The 22,990-nt window shown below is 41.4% G+C and carries 24 protein-coding genes; all 24 read left to right on the top strand.

Translation table 11 applies throughout. The annotated features are described in order from the left end of the window. Nucleotides 1-360 precede the first annotated feature (360 nt). The 24 genes from AC50X8_RS08405 (at nt 361) to AC50X8_RS08290 (ending at nt 22,834) form a co-directional block, all read left to right on the top strand. Nucleotides 361-1,032 (top strand): SDR family NAD(P)-dependent oxidoreductase, encoded by a 672-nt coding sequence (locus AC50X8_RS08405; RefSeq protein WP_494860456.1) that lies wholly within the window; start codon nt 361-363, stop codon nt 1,030-1,032. Between the two features lie 32 nt (nt 1,033-1,064). Beyond that, nucleotides 1,065-2,111: an aldo/keto reductase gene (locus AC50X8_RS08400; protein WP_494879294.1), complete on the top strand. Its 1,047-nt coding sequence runs from the start codon at nt 1,065-1,067 to the stop codon at nt 2,109-2,111. 164 nt (nt 2,112-2,275) lie between these two features. Beyond that, a complete protein-coding gene (locus tag AC50X8_RS08395; protein ID WP_494879293.1) occupies nt 2,276-2,854 on the top strand; it encodes a TetR/AcrR family transcriptional regulator in 579 nt (192 codons plus the stop codon). Between the two features lie 154 nt (nt 2,855-3,008). Continuing rightward, the gene (locus AC50X8_RS08390; RefSeq protein WP_056040275.1) at nt 3,009-3,794 is read left to right on the top strand and encodes an SDR family NAD(P)-dependent oxidoreductase; all 786 of its coding nucleotides are present in this window, start codon (nt 3,009-3,011) and stop codon (nt 3,792-3,794) included. Nucleotides 3,795-4,011: 217 nt separating this feature from the next. Then, the gene (locus AC50X8_RS08385) at nt 4,012-4,764 is read left to right on the top strand and encodes an SDR family NAD(P)-dependent oxidoreductase (protein ID WP_056040277.1); all 753 of its coding nucleotides are present in this window, start codon (nt 4,012-4,014) and stop codon (nt 4,762-4,764) included. 46 nt (nt 4,765-4,810) lie between these two features. Further along, nucleotides 4,811-5,890: an alkene reductase gene (locus tag AC50X8_RS08380; RefSeq protein ID WP_494879292.1), complete on the top strand. Its 1,080-nt coding sequence runs from the start codon at nt 4,811-4,813 to the stop codon at nt 5,888-5,890. A 593-nt stretch (nt 5,891-6,483) separates the two neighbouring features. Next, nucleotides 6,484-7,497: an NADP-dependent oxidoreductase gene (locus tag AC50X8_RS08375; RefSeq protein ID WP_494879291.1), complete on the top strand. Its 1,014-nt coding sequence runs from the start codon at nt 6,484-6,486 to the stop codon at nt 7,495-7,497. 7 nt (nt 7,498-7,504) lie between these two features. After that, nucleotides 7,505-8,527, top strand: a complete 1,023-nt coding sequence (locus AC50X8_RS08370; protein WP_494860449.1) for an NADP-dependent oxidoreductase — start codon at nt 7,505-7,507, stop codon at nt 8,525-8,527. Between the two features lie 93 nt (nt 8,528-8,620). Then, nucleotides 8,621-9,193 carry a TetR/AcrR family transcriptional regulator gene (locus AC50X8_RS08365; protein WP_494879290.1) on the top strand — a complete coding sequence of 191 codons (573 nt, stop codon included), beginning with the start codon at nt 8,621-8,623 and terminating at the stop codon, nt 9,191-9,193. A 464-nt stretch (nt 9,194-9,657) separates the two neighbouring features. Next, nucleotides 9,658-11,067 carry a dihydrolipoyl dehydrogenase gene (gene lpdA / locus AC50X8_RS08360; RefSeq protein ID WP_494879289.1) on the top strand — a complete coding sequence of 470 codons (1,410 nt, stop codon included), beginning with the start codon at nt 9,658-9,660 and terminating at the stop codon, nt 11,065-11,067. Nucleotides 11,068-11,175: 108 nt separating this feature from the next. After that, entirely contained in the window at nt 11,176-11,628 is a 453-nt protein-coding gene (locus AC50X8_RS08355; RefSeq protein ID WP_235533262.1) for a MarR family winged helix-turn-helix transcriptional regulator, read from the top strand. A 149-nt stretch (nt 11,629-11,777) separates the two neighbouring features. After that, entirely contained in the window at nt 11,778-12,434 is a 657-nt protein-coding gene (locus AC50X8_RS08350; protein ID WP_494860445.1) for an ABC transporter permease, read from the top strand. A 21-nt stretch (nt 12,435-12,455) separates the two neighbouring features. After that, nucleotides 12,456-13,349, top strand: a complete 894-nt coding sequence (locus AC50X8_RS08345; protein WP_494879288.1) for a glycine betaine ABC transporter substrate-binding protein — start codon at nt 12,456-12,458, stop codon at nt 13,347-13,349. 20 nt (nt 13,350-13,369) lie between these two features. Beyond that, nucleotides 13,370-14,140 carry an ABC transporter ATP-binding protein gene (locus tag AC50X8_RS08340; RefSeq protein WP_494860441.1) on the top strand — a complete coding sequence of 257 codons (771 nt, stop codon included), beginning with the start codon at nt 13,370-13,372 and terminating at the stop codon, nt 14,138-14,140. Then, a complete protein-coding gene (locus AC50X8_RS08335; protein ID WP_494879287.1) occupies nt 14,137-14,754 on the top strand; it encodes an ABC transporter permease in 618 nt (205 codons plus the stop codon). Before AC50X8_RS08340 ends, AC50X8_RS08335 begins: the two co-directional genes overlap by 4 nt. Nucleotides 14,755-14,781: 27 nt before the next feature. After that, complete coding sequence (locus AC50X8_RS08330; protein WP_056040290.1) at nt 14,782-15,747, top strand: zinc-binding alcohol dehydrogenase family protein; 966 nt, start codon at nt 14,782-14,784, stop codon at nt 15,745-15,747. 48 nt (nt 15,748-15,795) lie between these two features. Continuing rightward, complete coding sequence (locus AC50X8_RS08325; protein WP_494860436.1) at nt 15,796-16,641, top strand: Sir2 family NAD-dependent protein deacetylase; 846 nt, start codon at nt 15,796-15,798, stop codon at nt 16,639-16,641. Between the two features lie 27 nt (nt 16,642-16,668). Then, entirely contained in the window at nt 16,669-17,565 is an 897-nt protein-coding gene (locus tag AC50X8_RS08320; RefSeq protein WP_494879286.1) for a protein-ADP-ribose hydrolase, read from the top strand. Between the two features lie 26 nt (nt 17,566-17,591). Beyond that, on the top strand, nt 17,592-18,428 hold the full coding sequence (locus AC50X8_RS08315; RefSeq protein WP_494879285.1) for an SPL family radical SAM protein: 837 nt from the start codon (nt 17,592-17,594) through the stop codon (nt 18,426-18,428). 58 nt (nt 18,429-18,486) lie between these two features. Then, the gene (locus tag AC50X8_RS08310; protein ID WP_494879284.1) at nt 18,487-18,879 is read left to right on the top strand and encodes an ester cyclase; all 393 of its coding nucleotides are present in this window, start codon (nt 18,487-18,489) and stop codon (nt 18,877-18,879) included. A 101-nt stretch (nt 18,880-18,980) separates the two neighbouring features. After that, on the top strand, nt 18,981-19,553 hold the full coding sequence (locus tag AC50X8_RS08305; protein WP_056040297.1) for a TetR/AcrR family transcriptional regulator: 573 nt from the start codon (nt 18,981-18,983) through the stop codon (nt 19,551-19,553). A gap of 239 nt (nt 19,554-19,792) precedes the next feature. Further along, complete coding sequence (locus tag AC50X8_RS08300; protein WP_056040298.1) at nt 19,793-20,926, top strand: NADH-dependent flavin oxidoreductase; 1,134 nt, start codon at nt 19,793-19,795, stop codon at nt 20,924-20,926. A 192-nt stretch (nt 20,927-21,118) separates the two neighbouring features. After that, a complete protein-coding gene (locus AC50X8_RS08295) occupies nt 21,119-21,829 on the top strand; it encodes a helix-turn-helix transcriptional regulator (protein ID WP_056040300.1) in 711 nt (236 codons plus the stop codon). A gap of 246 nt (nt 21,830-22,075) precedes the next feature. Then, nucleotides 22,076-22,834: an SDR family NAD(P)-dependent oxidoreductase gene (locus tag AC50X8_RS08290; RefSeq protein WP_494879283.1), complete on the top strand. Its 759-nt coding sequence runs from the start codon at nt 22,076-22,078 to the stop codon at nt 22,832-22,834. Nucleotides 22,835-22,990: the final 156 nt, after the last annotated feature.

The following is a 22,990-nucleotide window of genomic DNA, read 5'->3' as shown; positions in this document are numbered from 1 at the left end:
ACTGATGGTTGATTAGCTTCACTTTTAACGGCATCTACTGCCAGTCTCTAAATTTGAACGGTTGATAATTTGGTCATAAAGTATCTCAATCGGTTATTTGACAAGATTTGTTCAAGTACTCCTTAGAGACAAACGTTAATTGTTAGCATTTCTGATGAAAAAACATTGTAAAAATCAATTCTTTACCGATCGTTCTAGATATGTTATACTGATGATGCAAGCAAGGGAAATACAACGGCAAGAAGTGAATAGTAGAAAGAGCACGCAGTTGCATCCCTGTTTGGAATAGCTATTTGAACCTTTTTTAGAATTATCGTTCTTGAATTTTTAAAGGAATATAAACAAGGAGGAGGTTAGTAGTTGAAAACAATTGCGATAATTGGTGCTGGACCTGGTCTTGGTTTCTCATTGGCTAAGACTTTTGGAAGACGCGGATTCCGTATAGCTATGGTTTCCAGAACGCAGGAGAAGTTGGATCATTATGCTGCGGAGCTAAATAGAATGGGGATTGAAGCGCAAGGTTTTGCTGCTGATGTTACAAACAAAATGCAGCTTACCAGGGCTTTTCAACAAATCAAGAATACATTCGGTACCATTGATGTTGTGGAGTTTAGTCCGCATAGCGGAAATGTTCCTGTGACACCTGTTCTTGATACCACTGATGAGAGCGTTCTTCACATTTTTAACAACGTGGTCATCGGAGCCATTAATACGGCAAGACAAATCATTCCAGATATGATTGAACGAGGAGAGGGGACACTTTTATTTACAAGCGATCTCTCCGCTATGAGTCCAAGCCCCATGTTCGGCAGTTCAGGTATCGCCATGTCAGGCTTGCGAAACTATATCCTTAATTTACACGAACGCTTGCTTCCTCTCGGAGTATTTGTTGGTCATTTATCCATTAGTCCTTTGATTAAGAAAGGTACAGGCTTTGATCCAGATCAAGTAGCGGAAGCCTGGTACAACTTGTATGAACAAAGAGGCGCGGTGGAAGAAACTTTTCCTAAGGGTATCATGCACGTTTTATAAATTATTGCACGTATAGAAGGGAATGAGTGAATATGGAATATCGCGTATTAGGCAGTACAGGTCTTAAAGTAAGCAGTTTTGTATTAGGTACAGGCACATTTGGTTTTTGGGGAAACAACACAAAGAAAGAATGTGAACCTATTCTGGATGAAGCTCTGGCTGCAGGAGTCAATCTGATCGATACAGCAGATGTCTACTCAAGTGGTCAAGCAGAAGAAATATTAGGTGAACTCCTAAAAGGCCGCAGGGAGGATATCCTTCTGGCCACTAAAGGTGGTTTTCCCATGGGCAGTGGGCCCAATCAATCAGGAAGTTCAAAATATTGGATCAAACGAGCTGTAGAAGATAGTTTGCGAAGACTTCAAACCGATTATATCGATTTATATCAACTACACGTGCCTGATGTTAACACTGATATTGATGAAACTCTTGATGCGCTTACGGATCTGGTCAGAGAAGGGAAGATACGCTACGTTGGCACGTCCAACTTTCAAGCATGGCAAGTAACAGAAGCTCAGTGGACTAGCGATCGTAAAAATGTAGCACGATTTGTTTCTGAGCAATCGCCGTACTCTATTTTAAACCGAAGTATTGAATTCGATTTGCTTGCTGCCACAGCAAAATATGGAATAGGTGTTTTGGTTTGGAGCCCGCTTTCAGGTGGTCTATTAACTGGAAAATATAAATTTGGGGAAGCGTCCTCCTCCGATTCAAGAGCGGCCACCTTTGCGGGAAGCCTAAAATCTGTTGTCGACCCTAATCGGGAAGAAAATCGGACGAAATTTGAAGCCATAGCAAAGCTTCAAATACTTGCAGAAGAAGCAGGGTTAACTTTACCGCATCTTGCCATGGCCTTTACACAATCTCATCCTTCCATAACTGCTTCCATCATAGGGGCTAGAACGATCGAACAGCTCCGGGAAACTTTAAAGGGCAGTGACGTTCGATTGAGCAATGATGTACTTGATGCGATAGATGCGATTGTTCCACCAGGAGTGACTCTGGATGCGATGGAAAAAGGCTGGGTTCCTGATTGGTTAGGAGCAGACAAGCGTAGAATCAATGGGGAAAAAAAATAAGATAGCAATTTTTAAAACATAAAATCAAGCTGCTAAATGGGTTCACTTGATCTACAGCTTCATATCTGATGATGTACTACTGATGAGGATTAAACTGTATGTAATGTGTTCATTCTTTACTGATCGTTCTCGATATGTTAAATTATTAACAGGAGGGAATTGACATGTCAAGAAACAAGGAGTTTGATGAGATCGAGGTATTGGATAAGGCGATGCAGCTTTTTTGGAAACAGGGCTACGAGAAAACATCCATGTCCGATTTGGTTGAGCATATGGGAATCCACCGCAGAAGCTTGTATGACACATTTGGCGACAAGCATACGCTCTTTCTAAAGGCGATGGAGCGTTATGAAAGTAAAATAAACTCCTCTCTTGCAAGAGGAGTTAAAAGCTCCAAGACCGCAACGGAAGCACTCCAATTTGCTGTTGACATCTTGATCTATGGGGAAGAGAAAGGGCCTTCCGGCTGCTTAATGGTGAATTCGGCGGTTGAGTTGGCAGCGCGTGATGCCGATGTTAATAAAAAGTCTACTGAGGCGTTTACAACAGCAGAGCAAATGCTCAAGGAAATCATTTTTTGGGGGCAGCGAGACGGTGAATTCAGCTCTGAATATGATGCAGGGGCATTGTCAGAATATCTGCATAATGTTGGAGTTGGATTAAGAAGTATGGCAAGAACCTCGATTCCCAGAGAGAAACTTCAACGTATAGCCAGCATATCAATGCAGCTTTTAGAGGAATGATGAAATGAATGTTTGTTGCCACTACTAGAACGATCGTTCCCGTACGTGCAATCTCTCCATAAAAGGTCTTTTATATGGAGAAGCAACATTCAAATTAATAATCTTATTAAATGCTGAAGAATGGTTAATACTAAAAAAGAGGTGAACTTATAAGATGGGGAAAACTGTACTTATCACGGGAGTATCAGGTGGAATTGGTAAAGAGTTGGCGGATCGTTTCGCCAAGGGTGGATATGATTTGGTGCTGGTGGCGCGTAGTGAAAGTAAGCTTGTGGAACTTAGTAAAGAATACAAAAAAAAATATGACACCTATGCGACGGTCATCGCTAAAGATGTCACGTTACCCGGCGTACCGGAGGGAATTTTCGCGGAACTCAAGGAGAAGGGGATCGTCGTTGACTATCTTGTCAATAATGCCGGCTTCGGTTTGTACGGGACGTTTTTGGAGACGAACTTGGAACAAGAAATGAATATGATTGATATCAATATAAAGGCTCTGACGATTATGACAAAGCTGTTCTTGCCAGATATGGTCAATCGGGGCCAAGGGGGCGTGATGAACGTGGCTTCATTGGTGTCGTTTTTCCCCGGACCTATGATGTCGATTTATTACGCCACGAAGGCATATGTGCTATCGTTCACCGAGGCTCTTGAAAACGAACTAAGTGGCACGGGCGTGACTGTAACGGCGCTATGTCCGGGACTTACATCTACCGGCTTCGTAGCTCGTTCGGGTATGGGGGAGTCGAAAATGTTCCAGAGCGGCGCTATTATGGAGGCTGGTCAAGTAGCCGAGGAAGGTTATCGAGGCTTCATACGCGGCGATACCATCATCATACCAGGGGCGCGAAACCGATTAATGGCATTCATTCCGCGGTTGCTGCCACGCAAATGGGTGACTCGTATGGTTAGATCCACACAAAACAGAACGGGACACTGATCTGATTTTTTATAAACATGCAAAGCAATGCTAAATCGTCTGCTGACAGCAGGTTTAACAAGCAGGAGATGCGTGCCGCTTAATAAAAAATACTTTACTGATCGTTCTAAAAATGATATGCTTAGTCCAAGTTAGATCTAACCGTTCTTTTATTACCAAATTAGAATGATCATTCTTCAATATTAAAAATAATGATTCATAAAAGGGAGAGAATCGTATGAAGTACACAGTTATTACAGGAGCAAGTTCAGGAATAGGTTATGAGACAGCATTGGCGTTTGCGGCTAAGGGAAAAAACTTGATTATTGTAGCTAGAAGACTTGACAAATTAGAAGAACTTAAATCAAAAGTTAAGGAAATAAGTTCTGATTTAGACGTTGTTATTGTTACAAGCGACCTGTCGGTCACTGATCAGGCCTATACTCTGTATAACGATTTAAAGGAATATCAAATCGAGACATGGATTAATAATGCAGGGCTTGGTGAAGGCTCCTTTGTTGCTGAACAGAATCTTGAAAAAGTGGAGTCTATGCTGCGTGTTAACATCGAATCCTTGACCATCCTTACAACGCTATATGTGAGAGATTACGCTGATGTAGAAGGTACTCAATTAATTAATGTATCCTCAGCACTTGGCTATGTTATTGCTGTAGGCAGTGTTGCTTATTCTGCATCGAAATATTATGTTAGTTCCTTCACTGAAGGGCTTGCCAAAGAACTGGAACTGAAAGGTGCAAAGTTAAAGGCGAAGGTTTTAGCACCAGCCATCACGGAAACAGAATTTGTGAAAAAATCAATAGATGCTGAAGATTTTGACTACAAAGCCAACATGCCTAAGTATCATACTGCCAAGCAAATGGCGGGCTTCATGGTGGATCTTTATGAGAGCAACGAAGTGGTAGGAATTGTAGATCAGAACTATGATTTCAATTTGAGAGGGCAAATCTATCCGGTCATTTCAGAATTTTAAATCCAGTTGTACATCCGTGCAACTCATTTGAATAGGAGGAATAAAAGTGGAGAAATTATGGAGCAAAACGAAAATCGGTAACATGGAATTGCCCCATCGACTAGCGATGGCACCAATGACACGTAGTCGAGCGCAAGAAGATGGTACACCTGGAGAGTTGGCTGCACTTTATTATGCTCAACGTGCATCCCTGGGACTTCTTATTACGGAAGGTGCACAACCTTCAGATGATGGTCAAGGTTACTTAATGACACCTGGGATCTATACGGAAAAGCATATTGCAGGCTGGAAAAAGGTTACCGATGCCGTGCATGAAGCAGGAGGGTATATTTATATCCAATTAATGCATGCTGGTCGTGTGTCGCATCCTGACAATACACCACATCATCGGCAGCCCGTTGCACCATCTGCAATTGCACCAGGAGTAGAAACGTTTACGGCTACAGGCATGCAGGATATCCCTGTACCACGCGAGTTGAGTAAGGAAGAGATTCAAACGACCATTGCAGATTATCGTAAAGCTGCGGCTGCAGCTATTGCAGCAGGTGCTGACGGTGTTGAAATTCATGGAGCAAATGGTTATCTGATTAACCAATTTATCGGAGAAAATTCGAATATGCGGACGGATGAATATGGCGGCTCTATCGAAAATCGTGCTCGTTTCGCCATTGAAGTAGCAAAAGCGATCGTTGACGAGATTGGGGCCGAGAAAACAGGCTTCCGTATTTCGCCAGGGACCCCTCTTGGCGGGATTCAAGATGGTGAACAGGGACCAGATCTTTATCGTTACCTGACGAAAGAATTAGCAAAATTGAATTTAGCCTACCTTCATATTATGCACCTCGGAAATGATGAATTGCTTCAAAACATTCGTTCCTTATGGACAAATCCGTTGTTAGTGAATCGTGCTGGACGGACACTAGAAAATATCAGCGTTGATATCGATAGTGATCTTGCTGATCTGGCACCTGTTGGGGTATGGTCATTAGCTAATCCGGATTTTGTGGAACGGCTTAAAGCAGGTACTCCATTAAATGAAGCAGATCCTGCAACATTTTATGGTGGTGGAAGCAAGGGGTATACGGATTATCCTACGACGAAAGAATTAGAATCTCAGAAGGGGTAAATATAGTATAGCTTATATGCTAAATATCAAGGTTTCACAAACAGTTTGAAGCTGGAAGTGACTCTCTATTTTTATAACGAAAAAGAGGCAATAACAAAATAGATTTAAACGTAAACGACAATATGGACAGTAGTTTAAACATGGCGTACAACTAAAAAATTGTACGCCATAAATGTATCCGAGAGTCATCCATGTTGTGAGAAAAATGCTTTAGGTCAATGAATATTATATTTGTATAGTTTCTTGGATCAACCTAAAAATCAGTGCTTGATGCATGGATTGCGTTGTACTGCTAGGCTTTTACTGCATTCGGACGTTATAGGCCGATGTAAAACTTGTGGGAACACCAGCTACAGCGGTCAAGTCCAGATGATTCTGGAGTCGTGGGTAGGTCTTACAACAATGGAAATAGGTGGATTTTCGTATAAATTCATATCTTTTGTCAAGCACTGGTTTTTGTGTTTTGATCCATCTGCACCTGAAGCTAGCGATAGCGTTCATGAAACGATATTTCGATTAAGGTATTTAGAAAGTGAAAATAATAAGGTGAAGAAACCCAATGAAGGTAACTAAACGGAAGGATGCTGATTAATATGAACACACTCATGAAGGCAGCGCAGATCACCAAGTATTCAAAAAAAATCCATGCCCAAGTCAATGACATTCCAATTCCAAAAATTTCTGACAACGAGGTTTTGGTAAAGGTCAAAGCTGCAGCGGTCAATCCGCTTGAAATGTTGGTTATCACAGGTAGCGTGAAACTGATTCAAGATTATGATTTCCCGTTAACGCTTGGTAATGAATTGGCAGGTGTTATAGAAAGAGTGGGTAAAAATGTAACTAACTTTTACGTAGGGGACGATATCTATACACGTCTCCCACTCAAAAAAATTGGTGCTTTTGCGGAATATGCCGCAATTGATGCTGCCGCAATTTCCCCTATGCCAAAGAACTTATCTTACGTGGAAGCAGCTGCTGCTGCACTGACTGGACTTACAGCGTATCAAGGTCTACATGAAGAACTTGAGGCACAATCTGGTCAATCTGTTTTCATTCCTGGTGGATCGGGCAGCTTTGGTCAAATGGCTGTCCCAATCGCAAAGGCAATGGGTTTAAATGTCATTGTCAGCGGTAACGCGCACACGCGCGAACGCACTTTGGAAATTGGTGCAGACCAATATTTGGATTACACAAAAGAAAACTATGTAGACTTGTTGTCGAATGTCGATTACGTGATTGATACCTTGGGACCCGAACAATTTGACAATGAATTAAAAATCATTAAACCGGGCGGAAGATTGCTCTCTCTCCGTACAGGACCCAATAAACGTTTCGCACAAGACAATAACTTGCCATGGTGGAAACAAAAGCTATTTTCTCTTGCTGGTGCAAAGTATGACAATAAAGCCAAAAAACACGATGTGGAATACCGTTTTATCTTCGTTCGTTCTGACGGCGCACAGCTAAAAGAGATTACCGAAATCATTGAAAAAAACAATATTGTTCCACCGATTCATCCAACACTATTTACAATAGGCAACGTTAATGAAGCGCTGGAACTAGTCGCAAATGGGCGTCCAAAAGGGAAGGTGATTATTCATTTTTAAGGAAAAGATGATGAAAGCAGTCCAAATATACGGCTACACAAAAAAGCTAGAAGCACACATCAACGATGTGCCCATTCCAAAAATAAACAAACATCAAGTGTTAATCAAAACAAAGGTGGCAGGCGTTGACCCGCATCTTATATTAGCGATCACTGGAAAGGTGCGCGTTTTTGATAAATATGATTTTCCTTTGACACTCGGAAATGAACTTTCAGGTGAAATTGAATCGGTTGGCGAAGCGGTGACAGCATTTAAAAAGGGCGATAGAGTATATGCGCTGATGCCATTAGGTACAATGGGTGCGTTTGCACAATATGTTGTGGCTGATGCAAGTATTGTCGCGAAAATGCCCAAACATCTTACTTTTGAAGAGGGTGCTGCCGTTCCACTAGCGGCTCTGACCGTTGTTCAGGCACTTAATGTACTGAACGTAAAACCGGGGGCAAAACTGTTCATTTCTGGTGGAACAGGCGGATTCGGACAGATCGCCATTCCATTTGCGAGATCAAAAAAGCTTTTTGTAGCTGTCAGTGGTAGTGAATCATCTCGGCATTTAGCGCTATCCATTGGTGCTGACCAATTCATCGACTATCAGAAGCAAAATTATGTTGAGGTGCTGGAAGATTTCGACTACGTGATTGATACCCGTGGTGTAAGTGAGTTCAGGAAAGAATTACGTATTTTAAAACCTGGCGGAAAATTATTATCATTGAATGCTGTGCCAAATACACGTTTTGCAATTCAACATGGCGGATTTTCAACGATGCAGAGAGTCCTTTTTGGTGCAATCGGAATGCCGTTTGATATGGCGGCACATATTCAACGAAAAACTTATGATTTCTTATATGTTCAGCCAAATGGCAATCAACTAAAAAACATCGCCCAGTGGATTGATGAAGCGGGCATAAAACCAACCATTGATTCGATATTTGCGTTTTCGCAAGTGAACGAAGCTATTGCCAAAATCGCAAAAGGGACAGCTCAAGGAAAGATTCTTATGACTATACAAGAGGGAGAAACAACAACATAAAATTGATAAATCTAACTTGATTTTATTCAAGTTTTACCCTTGATTTTGCTGATCATTCACTTAAATGTATAATGAATGCATGAGGTGATGAAAATGGCAAGACATAAAGAATTTGAAGTCAATGTAGTATTAGATAAAGCTATACAACTCTTTTGGATGCAAGGGTACGAGAAAACTTCGATGCAAGAATTAGTCGATTTTATGGGAATTCACAGAAGAAGCATTTATGAAACTTTTGGAGATAAGCATGCTTTATTTATAAAGGCACTCCAACGATACGAAGCTATTCAAAACAAAAAATTGAGATTATTGGTTGAAAAGCAAGAACCGGTTAAGGAATTAATTCGACAATTTTTGGAGTCCTCTATAGAGAAAGAAGGAGAACCCCAAGGGTGTTTCATCGTTAATTCGGGTGTGGAACTGGGCTTGTTAGATCCAGAAGTTTCTTCCCTTGTTGAAGATAGCTATTCAAAAACAGAGAAGTTGTTATATAATCTCATTTTTATTAGTCAACAAACAGGTGAAATTGAAGCTCATCTTGACCCGGAAGCCCTTTCTCATTTCTTCATGAATGTTTGGTTAGGATTACGTACGATGGTAAAAACAGCAACTGATAAAGGGAAATTATCGGGTATTATTCATACTTCGCTGAGCATTTTAGGTTGAAAGGGTAAAAATATGATTTTAAAAGTCACTGATCTGACTTAAGTTAAAAAAATTGAAAAATTCTTTACCAATCGTTCTATATATGATGTATTTATAATACAGGGAGATGGAATTTCGAGCAATTATTGGATAAATCGATGAGACTCTTTTTATTCTATGGGGTAGCAGAACGGTGAATTCACCTCTGATTACGAGGGTAATGTATTTTTTTCATTTTATTAGAACGTTTGTTTCTGAATTCTTGAGTCTCCCCCTGGTCCACAGCTATTCAACTAACGGATACGAATAATTGATGAATGAGCGTTCAACATCCAATTATACGCTTAATATGAGGTGATGAGTATAGCAAATTCAACTTCATGTAAGAGGGATTTTTGCGGAAAATATAGAATGAACGTTCTAGTTTTTATTTATAGTAGCTAACTTGATTATTAAATGGAATTATTCATTATGGAGTATGAGAAATGGTCGTAGATGATGTTTACCAAGATATTGACACTCTAGTCATTGGCGCAGGCCCCGGCGGTTATGTAGCAGCTATTCGTGCTGCCCAGCTTGGACAAAATGTACTTGTTGTAGATAAAGAATACGTAGGTGGCGTTTGCTTGAACGTAGGCTGTATCCCGTCGAAGGCGCTTATTTCCGCGTCACATCAATATGAATCGCACAGCTACGCTTCTGCTTTTGGAATCGAAGTAGGCGAATCCAAGGTTGATTTTAGCAAGGTACAAGAATTTAAGAACAGTGTCGTTAAGAAATTGACAGGCGGCGTTGCTTCTCTATTTAAAGCAAACAAAGTCCAATATTTACAAGGCGAAGTAACGTTCATTAGCGAAAATGAAGCGCGCGTATTTAATGATCAGGAATCGCTGCGTTACCGTTTCAGTAACTGCATCATTGCTACAGGTTCCCGCCCAATCGAGCTGAAGGCTTTCCCTTTCGGCGGCCGTATCGTGTCGTCGAAAGGCGCTTTGTCCTTGCCTGAAATACCGAAGAGCCTCGTCGTTATAGGCGGCGGTTATATAGGTATCGAGCTTGGACAGATGTATTCGAAATTCGGTACAAAAATAACGGTAATCGAAGGCTCCGACGCTATTTTACCGGGTTTTGACAAGGATATGTCATCCATCGTCGCTAAGAAACTGAAAAGCACGAACGTTGATATCATTACAGGCGCACAAGCAAAAGGTGCTGAACAAACTGATAAAGACGTAACTGTAACCTATACAGTTGACGACAAAGAAGAGAAAGTAACGGCTGACTACTTGCTCGTAACGGTTGGACGTCGTCCAAATACCGATAACAAGCTTGGTCTTGACCTTATAAACGTTAAAATGACCGATCGTGGCCTTGTTGAAGTTGATGAGCAATGCCGTACAAACATTCCTCATATTTATGCGATTGGCGATATCATTGCTGGACCTGCGCTTGCGCACAAAGCCATGTACGAAGGACGTGTCGTAGCTGAAGCAATTTCCGGTCAACCAAGCGTTATTGACTACAAATGTGTGCCAGCAGTCTGCTTCTCCGATCCTGAATGCGCGAGCGTAGGCTTGAGTGAGAAGGAAGCCATGGACAAAGGTCTTAACGTTAAGGTCGGCAAATTTCCATTCGCTATTAACGCACGGGCAATGTCGCTTAATGCTAATGAAGGCTTCGTCAAAATCGTATCAGATGCGGATTCCGGTCTTGTATTGGGTGCGCACATCGTCGGTCTTGAAGCTTCTAATATGATTGCTGAGCTTGCTCTTGCTATCGAAATGGGTGCAACTCTTGAAGATATCGCGCTAACGATCCATGCGCATCCTACACTTGGCGAGATCGTGCTTGAAGCAGCGGAAGTAGCACTCGGTTACCCGATCCACACAGCATAAGCCGGAACGGATAGTTGTTTTGAATACAGAAGCTCTGGCGTTATTCTAACAACTCGGTAGGACAGCTGTTTGACTGCAGCTTGACTGATTTAAGCAACAGCACGGTGCTTGACAAAAGTTTTATATAAAACTAAAATGAAGCTCATGAATGAAACATACATTTTATCTTTAGTTGGCCGCATCCATCGTCAGGGTAATCGGTTTATAGAAAGTGAGCTAAGAGAAAGAAATATTAAGGATATTGCGCCATCACATGGTGATATCTTGTTTAGACTGTATCAGCAAGAAAGCCTTACTATGCATGAGCTATCCAAGCTAATTGACCGAGACAAGTCAACGGTAACCGTTTTGGTTGATAAGATGGTGAAGAAAGGATACATCCGCAAAGAGAAGGATCTCAAGGATACTCGTATATATCGGCTTACTCTTACAGAGAAAGGATACGATCTTAGAAAAGTTTTTGAAGAAATATCTGAATCCCTAATAGACAAAATATATAGCAAGTTCGCTATTGAGGAAAAAAATCAAATCATAGAACTTCTTCGAAAGATCGAGTTCTAATTTTTTTTGATGATTTAGTTTTATATAAAACTAAATGCTTGAGTGAATAGGTTTATGAGCACTTTTATGTTAAATATGGGCGCTTAGCATCCCCGTAAAACGTCGCAGCTATTATACGATGACTTTTCGAGGATAGAGGGGGAGTCACATTGGGCGTCAATTTATGGATGCAACTATCTGATTATTTTTTCAATCACTCTAAGGACTATTGGTTCTCTGTAAAATCGCATTTGGAGCTTAGTTTTTGGGCACTACTGCTGTCTGCATTAATTGGGATAACTTGCGGACACCTTTGTGTGAAGCATAAGCAATACGAAAGATGGATGGTAGCCCTGTTTCAAGCTTTGCGAATTATTCCGAGTTTGGCCGTTCTCCTGCTATTAATCCCGATTATGGGGACAGGGACGGGGCCCGCAATGGTCGCATTAGTTTTATTAGCGACTCCTCCCATTCTTATGAACACTGCTGCAGGACTAGAGAAAGTTCCTCCATTTTTATTGGAAGCAGCTTATGGAGCAGGTATGTCAGATCGGCAAGTATTATGGAAAGTCAAATTCCCTCTAGCCGCACCCATCATTCTTGCCGGAATGAAGACGGCAACGATCGAAATCATTGCAAGTGCGACATTGGCTGCCAAAATCGGTGCGGGCGGACTTGGAGGAATTATTTTCACAGGCTTAGGCCTTAATCGAATGGATTTGCTGTTGGTTGGCGGCATCTCGGTTGCCATGCTGGCGGTTGCAGCTGGATTGTCCCTTGATCTCACGGACAGGTTTTTGTTCAAATATAAATTTGTTAGAAAGTAGGGAATGAGAATGAGGAAGAAAATGAAGCCATTCACTGTTATCCTAACCTTTTTGGTATTGGCACTCATGATAGCGGCGTGCGGAGGCAATAGCGCAAACCCAAGCAACAGCGCAACGATTCGCATTGGAACAAAGGATTTCACGGAAAATTTAATTGTTGGAGAACTGTACGCCTTAGCTTTGGAAGATGCCGGGTTTCAAGTGGAAAGAGTCCCTAGCATTGCAGGTTCCGTGATTCATACCTCGCTCGTGAATCATGAAATTGATATGTATCCTGAATATACGGGCACCGGTTTATTGGCTGTACTAAAGATGGATCTCATTACCGATCCTGATGAAGTTTATAAGACGGTGAAGGAAGAATATAACAAACAATTTCAAATCACCTGGCTCAATTACTCCCAAGCGAGCGACGGGGCGGGACTTGTTATTCGTACCGATGTATCCAAAAAGCTTGGTATAACCACCATTTCAGATTTGCAAAAGCATGCAGCCGAGCTTCGATTTGCCTCACAAGGAGAAGTGGACCAACGAGAGGATGGCATCCCGGCATTAGAAAGAGTATATGGAAAAATGAATTGGAAATCATCGAAAGTGTATGACAATAGCTTGAAATATACAGTGCTCCGGAATAATGAAGCGGATGTTGCGCCAGCTTATACAACGGAAGGCCAATTAGTGAATAAGGATGAATTTACCTTATTAGAAGACGATAAGCGTGTATGGCCGCCTTATAATTTAGCTCCCGTTATTCAGAACACGGTATTGACCGCTAATCCTAACCTTGCAGAAATAATCAATAAGGTAAGTGCGGCATTAGATACAAATACCATTACAGCGCTCAACGCCAAAGTCGATGTGGATAAAGAGGAATATGAAGACGTTGCCAAAGCCTTTTACGAATCGATTAAATAAGCGGTTTCATGGAGGAGAACATGTCTCTTACAGCAATTGAGTTCAATAAGGTGAGTAAAAAATATTCGCATTCCGGAGATTACGTGGTCGATCATGTGAGTTTGTCGATCCAAGAGGGGGAGTTTGTCACGATTTTAGGCTCTTCAGGATCTGGCAAAACAACCTTATTAAAAATGATAAATCGTCTTTATGAACCGAATGAGGGGACGATAAAGCTATTTGGCGAAGATATTGCAATGGTTGACCCTGTAGTGGCTAGACGTCGTATTGGTTATGTCATTCAACAGGTTGGGTTATTTCCACACATGACCATAGCTCAGAATATCGCGGTAGTGCCAAAGCTTTTGAAATGGAATAAAGCTCAAATTCATACTAGAGTAGATGAGTTGTTATCGCTTGTAGGGTTAGAGCCGCAGGAATTTAGAAATCGCTATCCGTCCGAGTTGTCAGGTGGCCAGCAGCAAAGAATCGGATTGGCTCGAGCTTTGGCGACGGATCCCAAGATTATGCTGCTGGATGAGCCCTTTGGCGCAATCGATGCGATCAACCGGTTGAATTTGCAGGATGAGCTTTTGAGAATACATGGCGGGTTAAATAAAACCTTTCTCTTGGTCACGCATGATATCAACGAAGCATTTAAACTCGGAACCAGAGTCATGATCATGAACAAAGGTCGAATATGTCAATTTGATACCCCAAGCAATATTGTAAAAAATCCTGCAGATGATTTCGTATCGTCACTCCTTTATTCTTCGAGAGAGCAAGAACGTTTCTGGGAGGGATTGGCTTGATTGAATATGCCATACGCCATCCTGATAAATGGGTTAAGGCACTGCTGGAACATTTGGAAATGGTAGTAGCTGCTACGATTATTTCAGTTCTACTAGCTGCGATTTTAACGATAGCAGCCATGTCTTCGAAAATCATTTCAAAAATGCTGCTTCATGGATTTTCCGTCATTTACTCCATCCCTAGTCTGGCGCTTTTCGCGATTATGATTCCGGTAACTGGATTGGGAACAGGGACAGCCATTATCGTTCTAATCATATACAACCAATATTTATTATTGCGCAATTTTATTGCGGGTTTAACTGACATCGATCCGTCTATTATTGAAGCAGCTGCTGGCATCGGAATGAACCATATACAAGTTCTGTTTCAGGTCAGGCTGCCGTTATCCATAAAAACACTTTTTGCCGGAATCAGACTTGCAGTCGTGTCTACGATCGGCATGGCAACAATCGCGGCATTCATCAACGCAGGCGGATTAGGCAGCATTTTGTTCGATGGACTTCGTACAATGAATGTTAACAAAATGTTGTGGGGCAGCTTATTATCCGCTGGGTTGGCGATCGGTGCTAATGCTTTATTGATTCAAATCGAGAAGAAAATATATAAATTTTAGAGTGAGTATGGAAGGAGCGTTTTATCGATGAAAGCGATCGTTCTAGAAAAAGCGTGTGCACCTCAGGATTTGGTTGTGTGTGAAATTCCCATGCCCGAAGTGCTGCCAGGCTGGGTACGTGTCAAAATAAAAGCATTTGGCATTAACCGTTCGGAGATGTATACAAGGCAAGGCCATTCTCCATCCGTTAAACTGCCACGAGTGATTGGAATTGAATGTGCGGGGGAAATAGATGATCCTTCGGATAGTTCTTATAAAAAAGGGCAGCGTGTTGTGTCTTTGATGGGAGGACTGGGACGTGAATTTGACGGCAGCTATGCTGAATATGCGCTTATCCCGTGTGCTCAAGTTTACCCTATTCAAAATGAGCTGGACTGGGTAGAGCTTGCCGCAAGCCCGGAAATGTATTATACAGCTTATGCTTCGCTATTTGAATGTCTAAGGCTGAGAGAGGGGGAAACATTGCTGATCCGTGGAGGAACCAGTTCTGTAGGCTTGGCCGCCTTGCAGCTCGCCAAGTCCACCGGCGCAACTGTTATATCGACCACCCGAGATAAAAATAAAGCAGATTTTTTAAAGCAGTTTGGCGCAGATTATGTACTGCTCGATGATGAATCATTAACCGAAACGCTGTTTGCCATTGCGCCAAAAGGTGCAAATAAAATTTTGGAGCTAGTAGGAACGGCAACATTGAAACATTCGCTGTCGCTCGTGTCAGAGTATGGCATCTTATGCATGTCAGGGATATTAGGGAATGAGTGGGAGATGGAACGTTTTGAACCGTTGGTTCATATACCGACAAGCGTTTATTTTACAGCTTTTACAAGCGAGCTCATTAAAGAGAATTTGCTTGCAGATTTGTTTGCCTTTATCGAGAAGCATAAGATCAAAGCGCCGATTGCCAAAATATTTACGCTCGACCAAATCCATGAGGCACATCTGTTGATGGAAAGTAATCAGGCAAGCGGAAAGATTGTTGTGATCAATCCGTGATTTTCTAAAGAGCAATCCATATCTGGAAGGAACCGAGGAGAGATCGAAATGATGGACAGTTATCGTGCGCGTTTGGACAAAGCAAAAGCGGCGTTGGAGGAAGCGGATACCATTTTATTAGGCGGAGGGGCAGGTTTATCGGCAGCTGCGGGCATCGCATATAGCGGGAAACCATTTACCGACCATTTTGGCCCCTTTATTGAAAAGTATGGCTTCACTGACCTTTACACGTCCAGCTTTTATCCGTTTGCAACAGAGGAAGAGAAATGGGCTTACTGGGCCAAGCACATTAGTTTAAGCCGCTATGAAGCGGGTGCGACCAAGCTTTACCAGGATTTATTTCGATTGGTTCAAAACAAGCCGTATTTTGTCATCACGACCAACGTCGAAAGCCAGTTTGAAAAGGGAGGCTTTCCGCCAGATCGCGTATTTGAGATACAAGGCAATTACAGCTATCTACAGTGTGCTAAAGGCTGCCATAACAAACTTTATTATAATGAACAAATCGTTAAGGATATGATTCAGCAGACCGTTAATTGTCAAATTCCAGCAGAACTCGTACCTAAATGTCCGATCTGCGGCGGAAAGATGGATCCTAATTTAAGAATGAACCGGTATTTTGTGCAGGATGAAAAGTGGCACGATCGGGATACGTCATACAAAAATTTTTTGTTGAATGCTGAAGAAAAGAAGATCGTCTTTTTGGAATTGGGAGTTGGGTTTAATACACCTGGCATCATTCGTTATCCATTTGAAACAATGACTTATCATAATGAGAAGGCTATTTTAATTCGACTGAACAAAGACCACCCAGAGGGTATGCAGGAAATAAATGCTAAAACAGTCTCATTTACCGAAGATATGCAAGAGGTTGTATTAGCGGTTACGAAATAAAGCACATGTTGAGGGAGATGTAAAAGGGTGCAACTAACATTAATGGAGTATGCTTCTCTCATCCAATTGAACGACCGTTATATACCAGTGCAAAATGATTTCTGTCGTAAAGAGCAAATGGTAAACGATTTATTAGAAACGCTGCTGGAAGAACAACAGCAGGTGCGGAAAACGATGATTCCCTCTAATTATATGGAAAAACGCAATTTACTAAAGGGGCTTCTCACGGTCAGGGAACCGGCACCATTAGCAGTGGACTTTTTAAGCAAGCTAGACGCTCTTTTGCAAACCGAATTAAAAGAAAAAGGGACTGTTGATGTGGATCATTTAGATTGCGTTTCAACTTTGGTACCCCGGTGCAGCTATAGCCAAGCTGATAGATTCAGCTTATGGCAGGGCGACATTACACGGCTAGGTGCAGATGCAATCGTCAATGCAGCGAATCAATATATGTTGGGCTGTTTTCAACCATACCATGCTTGTATCGATAATGCTATTCACACCGCGGCAGGTCCGCAGTTAAGGGAAGACTGCAAAATAATTATGGCTTATCAAGGCGAGTCAGAAGCTACAGGTGGAGCAAAAATCACAAAAGGTTATAATTTGCCTGCAAGGTTTGTTTTGCACACAGTAGGTCCAATTGTATCCAAAGGAACGGAATTGATAGAGCAGCAAAAGGCAGATTTAGCTGCTTGTTACCGAGCTTGTTTGGAGCTGGCCAGTGAAATAGAAGATATAAAAACGGTCGCTTTTTGCTCAATCTCGACAGGGGTATTTGGGTTTCCTAAGCCAGAAGCGTCCAGAATAGCTGTCCAGACCGTCAATGAGTGGTTGAATACGCATGCCCACCATTTTGAGAAAATCATCTTTAATGTGTTCAGCGACGACGATTATACGGAATACCTCCATGTGTTTCAATCCTGATCTTATAGAGAGGGATGTAAATTTAAATGCCAATTGAAATGAAAGATATAATTTCCAAGAAAATTTTAAATGAAGCCAAAGGTTATTTAGATATTGGATATACCCATTCCTTGAACCCGTATAGCGGCTGCGCATTTTCATGCAGGTATTGTTACGTAAGAGAAATGCCGATTCAAAAGTTTAAAGAGACGCCTTGGGGAGAATGGGTGGAGATCAAAACAAATGCGGCTGAAAATTACCGGAATGAAGTCATCAAGCTGCGTCAAAAAAATAAACCGATCAAGATCTTTATGTCCTCGGCTACTGATCCTTATCAACCAATTGAACGTAAGGCAGCCCTTACAAGGCGGATTTTGGAAGCGATGCTCGAAACGCCGCCTGATCTGCTTCAAATCCAGACACGAAGCCCACTTATTACTAGGGATATTGATTTGATACTTAAATTAAAGGAGACTTGTGATGTCCTGGTATCCATGACGATTGAAACAGATCGAGAGGATATTAAGCAAATTTTTTCGCCGTATGCGCCTGGGATCAAATTGCGCCTAAGAGCTTTAAGAGAAATATATGAATCCGGAATAGCTGCGCAGGCATCCATTTCACCGGTATTGCCGTTTACTCCTGAGTTTCCTAAATTGCTGAACGGCATAGTCGATCGTATTTGGATTGATACGCTGAATATAGGGGACGGTTCGATGGGTAAGCGTTCAATGCGGCTAGGAATGCCTGAATTATTTGCAGCACATGGGCTGTCGGATTGGTACCGTGGGGATATCCACGGCAGAGTTGAAAAGTACTTCAAGAAAAGTTTCCCCCATGCGATGATAAATGTTTCGAAAAACGAAGCTTTCCCTAAGCCTTAAAAACAATGGAAGTCTAGAAAGGAGTTTCACCATGTTATTTGAAACTAACAAACATCAGATGCACAGATTTACGGAGTTTATTAATACAGCTAGCGAGAAGCTAGCTGATGAGCTTATTGCACCGGGTGCTATCTTCTTTGTCCCCGGACAGGCCGAGCCGATGCGGGGGCCAGCTGGCTATCTCGCGATCATCGGAATGATGCGAAGTGGCTTCCCTGATATAAAGTGGACGTTGGAGGAGATGGTTGCCGAAGGGGATAAGGTGGCTGTACGCTTCATCATGCGAGGTACACATCTGGGCACTTTCTACGGTTTCCCACCAACCACGAAGACGATCCAAGTGCAGGCAATGAATTTCTACCGATTTTCCGGTGGGCAAATCGTCGAAGAATTTGGCCAACCCGATATGCTGGGGTTGCTTCAACAGATTGGAGCTGTACCGACAGCTTGAAGAAGATGCTGCCGATAAGATGGTAGTGTGAGAGATCGGGCCCTTTCAATAGATGAGGTTTTTGAATTGACTTTAATCGAACGAACGTTTATTATAGGCGCATGAGACATAAAGATGAAAATAAAAGTGAGAGCATTTTTAATGCAGCGATCCACCTGATAAATGAACATGGTTTGTCTGAAACTTCGATGTCCAAGATCGCGAAAAAAGCTGGCGTATCTGCTTCAACGATTTACGTTTATTTTGAAAATAAGGAGGACATGCTGAATAAATTGTATTTGAGTATTAAGAAGAAGATGAGTCTAGAAGTGTTTTATAATTATGATGACTCAATATCTTTACAAGCAGCTTTCGAACATGCGTTGAAAAAGTTTATAAACTTTATTTTAACCAATAAAGAAGAATTTTTATTTATTGAACAATTTTCAAACTCACCTCTTCTTCATAAGTTATCTTTAAAAGAAGGAATAGAGATGTTCGAGCCGATTTTTAGCTTGCTTGAAAAAGGAAAGAGTCAACATGTTTTCAAACAAGTGGATACAGGCCTGCTTCATATGTTTATGTTTAGCCCGTCCATGCAATATGTTAAAGAACATTTTGGTGGTCGAATAGAGTTGAAGCAAGATAGCTTGAATGAATTAATTCAAATGACTTGGGATGCTTTAAAAGCATAATTTAAAACCTTCAGAGGGAGAAACATTCCAGTAGAATGGCTGCCCTCTGATAAAAAGCATTGATTTTAATCGAATGATCGTTTATTATATAGGCAGTCGACTGATAAGAAATGGGAGTATTATTAATCAGCTAAAAATAAACGAATGTTCGATTTATTAATGACACATGGACTTAAAGAAAGGTCGGAATAATTAAATATAATTAGTTCTCAATAAATCAAATGAGAAGAGGAAATGAAATGAATTCAAAATACAATCAATTGTTCGAACCTTTTACATTCAAAAATGGCATTACGATCAAAAACCGCGTCGTTATGGCACCTATGACCACTTGGGCCAGTAATGACGATTACACGATTTCAGATGATGAAGTGAAATATTACAAGAAAAGAGTGAATGGCGTAGGTTTAGTTATCACAGGATGTACACATGTCCAATCGAACGGTATTGGTTTTACGAATGAATTCGCCGCTTATGATGATACTTTTATTCCAAGTTTACGTAAATTGGCGGATGCAGCGAAAAGTGGGGGAGCTCCTGCTATACTTCAAATTTTTCACGCAGGTAATAAAGCACTACCGGTTTTGACTCCAAATGGTGAGGTGGTTAGTTCCAGCGATGTAGAGACTGAAGCCACAGCATTTGCGCCTTCCGTTAAGCCTAGAGCACTTACACACGATGAAATATTGGAAGTGATTCACGCGTTTGGAGAAACAACAAGACGAGCCATTGAAGCAGGGTTTGATGGCGTTGAAATTCATGGTGCGCATGGATTTTTACTTCAGAACTTCTTTTCTCCTTTCTTCAATAGGCGTGAGGATCAATGGGGAGGCTCACTGGAAAATCGCTTGCGTTTCCCCTTAGCAGTCGTTCAAGAAATGAACAAGATGATTAAAAAACATGCAACAAAACCGTTTATTCTCGGCTACAGAATTTCTCCTGACGAATCAGAAGAAGGCGGTCTAAGAATGAAGGATACCTATGCTTTGATTGAGCACCTCATTGAAGAGGGCGTTGATTATGTGCATGCGTCATTGGTTAATGCCATTTCATCAAAGCCAGTTGATAGTCAAGATGAAAAAAACTATCTTGAATTAATGGTTGAACATGTAAACGGCAGAATACCTGTAATGGCTGCTGGCACTATGGTAACTCCGGATAATGTTATAGCAGCATTAGATAAGGGATTATCCTTGGCTGCGATTGGCCACGCGTTAATCATGAATCCAGACTGGGTTGAAAAGCTTCAACAGGGACAAGAGTCTGAGATCCAAACAGCGATAAGAGCGTCGCAGGTGAGTGAGCTTGAGCTTCCGGAAAAACTTTGGAACGTGATTCAAGCTTCAGGCCCATGGTTTAAAATCGCAAAATAAAACTTGCAATATTTATGGACTAATAACCTTACATGGATTGAATCTCGACCGATTGGTAAGAAATAGGTGCCTATCGATTTTCATCGATGCTGATCATTTATTTACTCTTTAAATGGTCACACTCTCTAAGATGAAAACCTCCTCAACTCTCTGGTAGAATAGATACAGTGATTTAATGAGGAGGCGCTTGCAATGGACTTTCAAACCGTTATTTCTGATGAGTATGCGAGACTGAAAGGAAATTCCATCCTATCGTTTTTATTAGATTGCCTTCGCGGCGGTCGTCGCAAACAAATTGAGAGAGAGCTGAGTACCCCCGAATTTCAAACCTATACAAAGCTGATTTTTAGCAATCAATTATCTTTTACTTATATGGTTGTTCAATTTTTATGGCCTCAAATTGTGCGTTCTGCCGTAGACGGAGGAATGTCGGATATGGAGGCTTCAGGTATTTACCGTAATTATATCCTGAAGGCGCAACAGGCCAAATCTGTACAAGCTTTATTAGATTTGCATCAACAAGTTTTCCTTGAGTATGCCGGCAATGTCGCGCTTGCCCAAGAGGATAAAAGCTATTCACCGTTAGTTCGGAAGTGTCATCATTATATTAAAGAACATCTGTACGATTCTCTGACTGTCAGCGAAATCGCGGAGGCGTTGCACTTTAGCCGAAGCCATCTTTCCCATGCATATAAACGAGAGACGGGAGAAACGCTTTCTGATCGCATCCGTAAGGAGAGGATTTCCGCGGCTATGCAGCTTCTCGAACATACTTCGTTGACATTGAATGATATTGGACAAAAGCTCGGCTTCAGCTCACAAAGCCATTTTACCGATATATTCCGGAGAGAAATGAGAATCACACCTCATCAGTACCGTCTCAAGCCTAAATCTCAAACATGATCAAGGCTGAAGCACGTAATAACCAAAAATAAACGTGTAAGTTCAGAAAAGAAATAGACCATCTCCTTGGCGAAGTATGGTCTATTTCTTATTTACACCAATTTGGACCATCTAAAAGTTCACGTACAAATCTGATATAAAAAAGCATCAAGCTTGTAATGTTGCCGCTTCGAAGTTTGTTACAGTAAAGGTGTCATTTTATATGGACACAGGATCTGTTTTTCATAACATTCGGAGGTGTAGCAAGTGAAATTTAAAGATAAAGTTGTTGTGATTACTGGAGCAGCTGCAGGACTTGGAAAACAAAATGCGATCCGCTTTGCCAAAGAAGGGGCAAAACTAGCCATTTGTGATATTCAAGAAGAGAAATTAAAGGAAACGGCAAAGCTGTGTGAGGCAGAAGGCACAGATTTATTAGCAATAGTAACAAACTTAAAAGAACAAGAGCAAATGAAGGAATTTGTGCAGAACATTCAAGAGAAATTTGGCCATGTAGATGTATTAATTAATGGGGCCACTTCTTCGAACTATATGGTGCCTTTTTTAGAGCAAACGATTGAGGATTTAGATCATTCATTAAAAACACAACTATATGCAACATGGACGATGATGCAGCTTTGTTTCCCTTTGATGAAAGAAAATGGTGGATCGATTATCAATTTTATAAGCAGAGCCGTTCAAGGTTTAGATCGATATGCATCTTATACTGCAGCTAAAGGCGCTGTTGGGGCTTTAACTCGTACTATCGCTATTGAATGGGGAAAATATAATATTCGAGTGAACAATGTAAGTCCTATAGCGATAACGGATACGGTAATAAATGACTCTCCGAAAGAACTTTATGATGTCATTATGACGGAAGTGGCGAAATCTAGTCCTTTCAACAGAATTGGAATGCCAGAAGACGATGTGGTCCCCGTTATTTTATTTTTAGCCTCAGAAGATAGCAGATGGATTACAGGGCAAGATATCCGTGTTGAAGGCGGCGTAGATATTCACTGGTAAATCAATGATCATACATTAATAGTCATAGAAGAATAAAATGAAAGAATTCGCACAAAAAAAGTGGACATCCGTTTTAGAGAAAGGAAATGTCCACTTTTTTTTGATACAACTAATCATATTAGGAAATCAAAAAAGGACCTGATTAGTTAGATCAGG

Source organism: Paenibacillus sp. JT22N15 (assembly GCF_059383755.1).
The sequence above is the reverse complement of the archived record's forward strand: the minus strand, read 5'-3'. Positions and strand labels throughout refer to the sequence as shown.

Excerpts from the sequence above, each read along its gene's own strand:
- AC50X8_RS08400 (WP_494879294.1), top strand. The coding sequence starts at position 1,065 with ATGGAATATCGCGTATTAGGCAGTACAGGTCTTAAAGTAAGCAGTTTT.
- AC50X8_RS08395 (WP_494879293.1), top strand. The coding sequence starts at position 2,276 with ATGTCAAGAAACAAGGAGTTTGATGAGATCGAGGTATTGGATAAGGCG.
- AC50X8_RS08390 (WP_056040275.1), top strand. The coding sequence starts at position 3,009 with ATGGGGAAAACTGTACTTATCACGGGAGTATCAGGTGGAATTGGTAAA.
- AC50X8_RS08385 (WP_056040277.1), top strand. The coding sequence starts at position 4,012 with ATGAAGTACACAGTTATTACAGGAGCAAGTTCAGGAATAGGTTATGAG.
- AC50X8_RS08375 (WP_494879291.1), top strand. The coding sequence starts at position 6,484 with ATGAACACACTCATGAAGGCAGCGCAGATCACCAAGTATTCAAAAAAA.
- AC50X8_RS08370 (WP_494860449.1), top strand. The coding sequence starts at position 7,505 with ATGATGAAAGCAGTCCAAATATACGGCTACACAAAAAAGCTAGAAGCA.
- AC50X8_RS08365 (WP_494879290.1), top strand. The coding sequence starts at position 8,621 with ATGGCAAGACATAAAGAATTTGAAGTCAATGTAGTATTAGATAAAGCT.
- lpdA (WP_494879289.1), top strand. The coding sequence starts at position 9,658 with ATGGTCGTAGATGATGTTTACCAAGATATTGACACTCTAGTCATTGGC.
- AC50X8_RS08345 (WP_494879288.1), top strand. The coding sequence starts at position 12,456 with ATGAAGCCATTCACTGTTATCCTAACCTTTTTGGTATTGGCACTCATG.
- AC50X8_RS08340 (WP_494860441.1), top strand. The coding sequence starts at position 13,370 with ATGTCTCTTACAGCAATTGAGTTCAATAAGGTGAGTAAAAAATATTCG.
- AC50X8_RS08330 (WP_056040290.1), top strand. The coding sequence starts at position 14,782 with ATGAAAGCGATCGTTCTAGAAAAAGCGTGTGCACCTCAGGATTTGGTT.
- AC50X8_RS08325 (WP_494860436.1), top strand. The coding sequence starts at position 15,796 with ATGATGGACAGTTATCGTGCGCGTTTGGACAAAGCAAAAGCGGCGTTG.
- AC50X8_RS08315 (WP_494879285.1), top strand. The coding sequence starts at position 17,592 with ATGCCAATTGAAATGAAAGATATAATTTCCAAGAAAATTTTAAATGAA.
- AC50X8_RS08310 (WP_494879284.1), top strand. The coding sequence starts at position 18,487 with ATGCACAGATTTACGGAGTTTATTAATACAGCTAGCGAGAAGCTAGCT.
- AC50X8_RS08305 (WP_056040297.1), top strand. The coding sequence starts at position 18,981 with ATGAGACATAAAGATGAAAATAAAAGTGAGAGCATTTTTAATGCAGCG.
- AC50X8_RS08300 (WP_056040298.1), top strand. The coding sequence starts at position 19,793 with ATGAATTCAAAATACAATCAATTGTTCGAACCTTTTACATTCAAAAAT.
- AC50X8_RS08295 (WP_056040300.1), top strand. The coding sequence starts at position 21,119 with ATGGACTTTCAAACCGTTATTTCTGATGAGTATGCGAGACTGAAAGGA.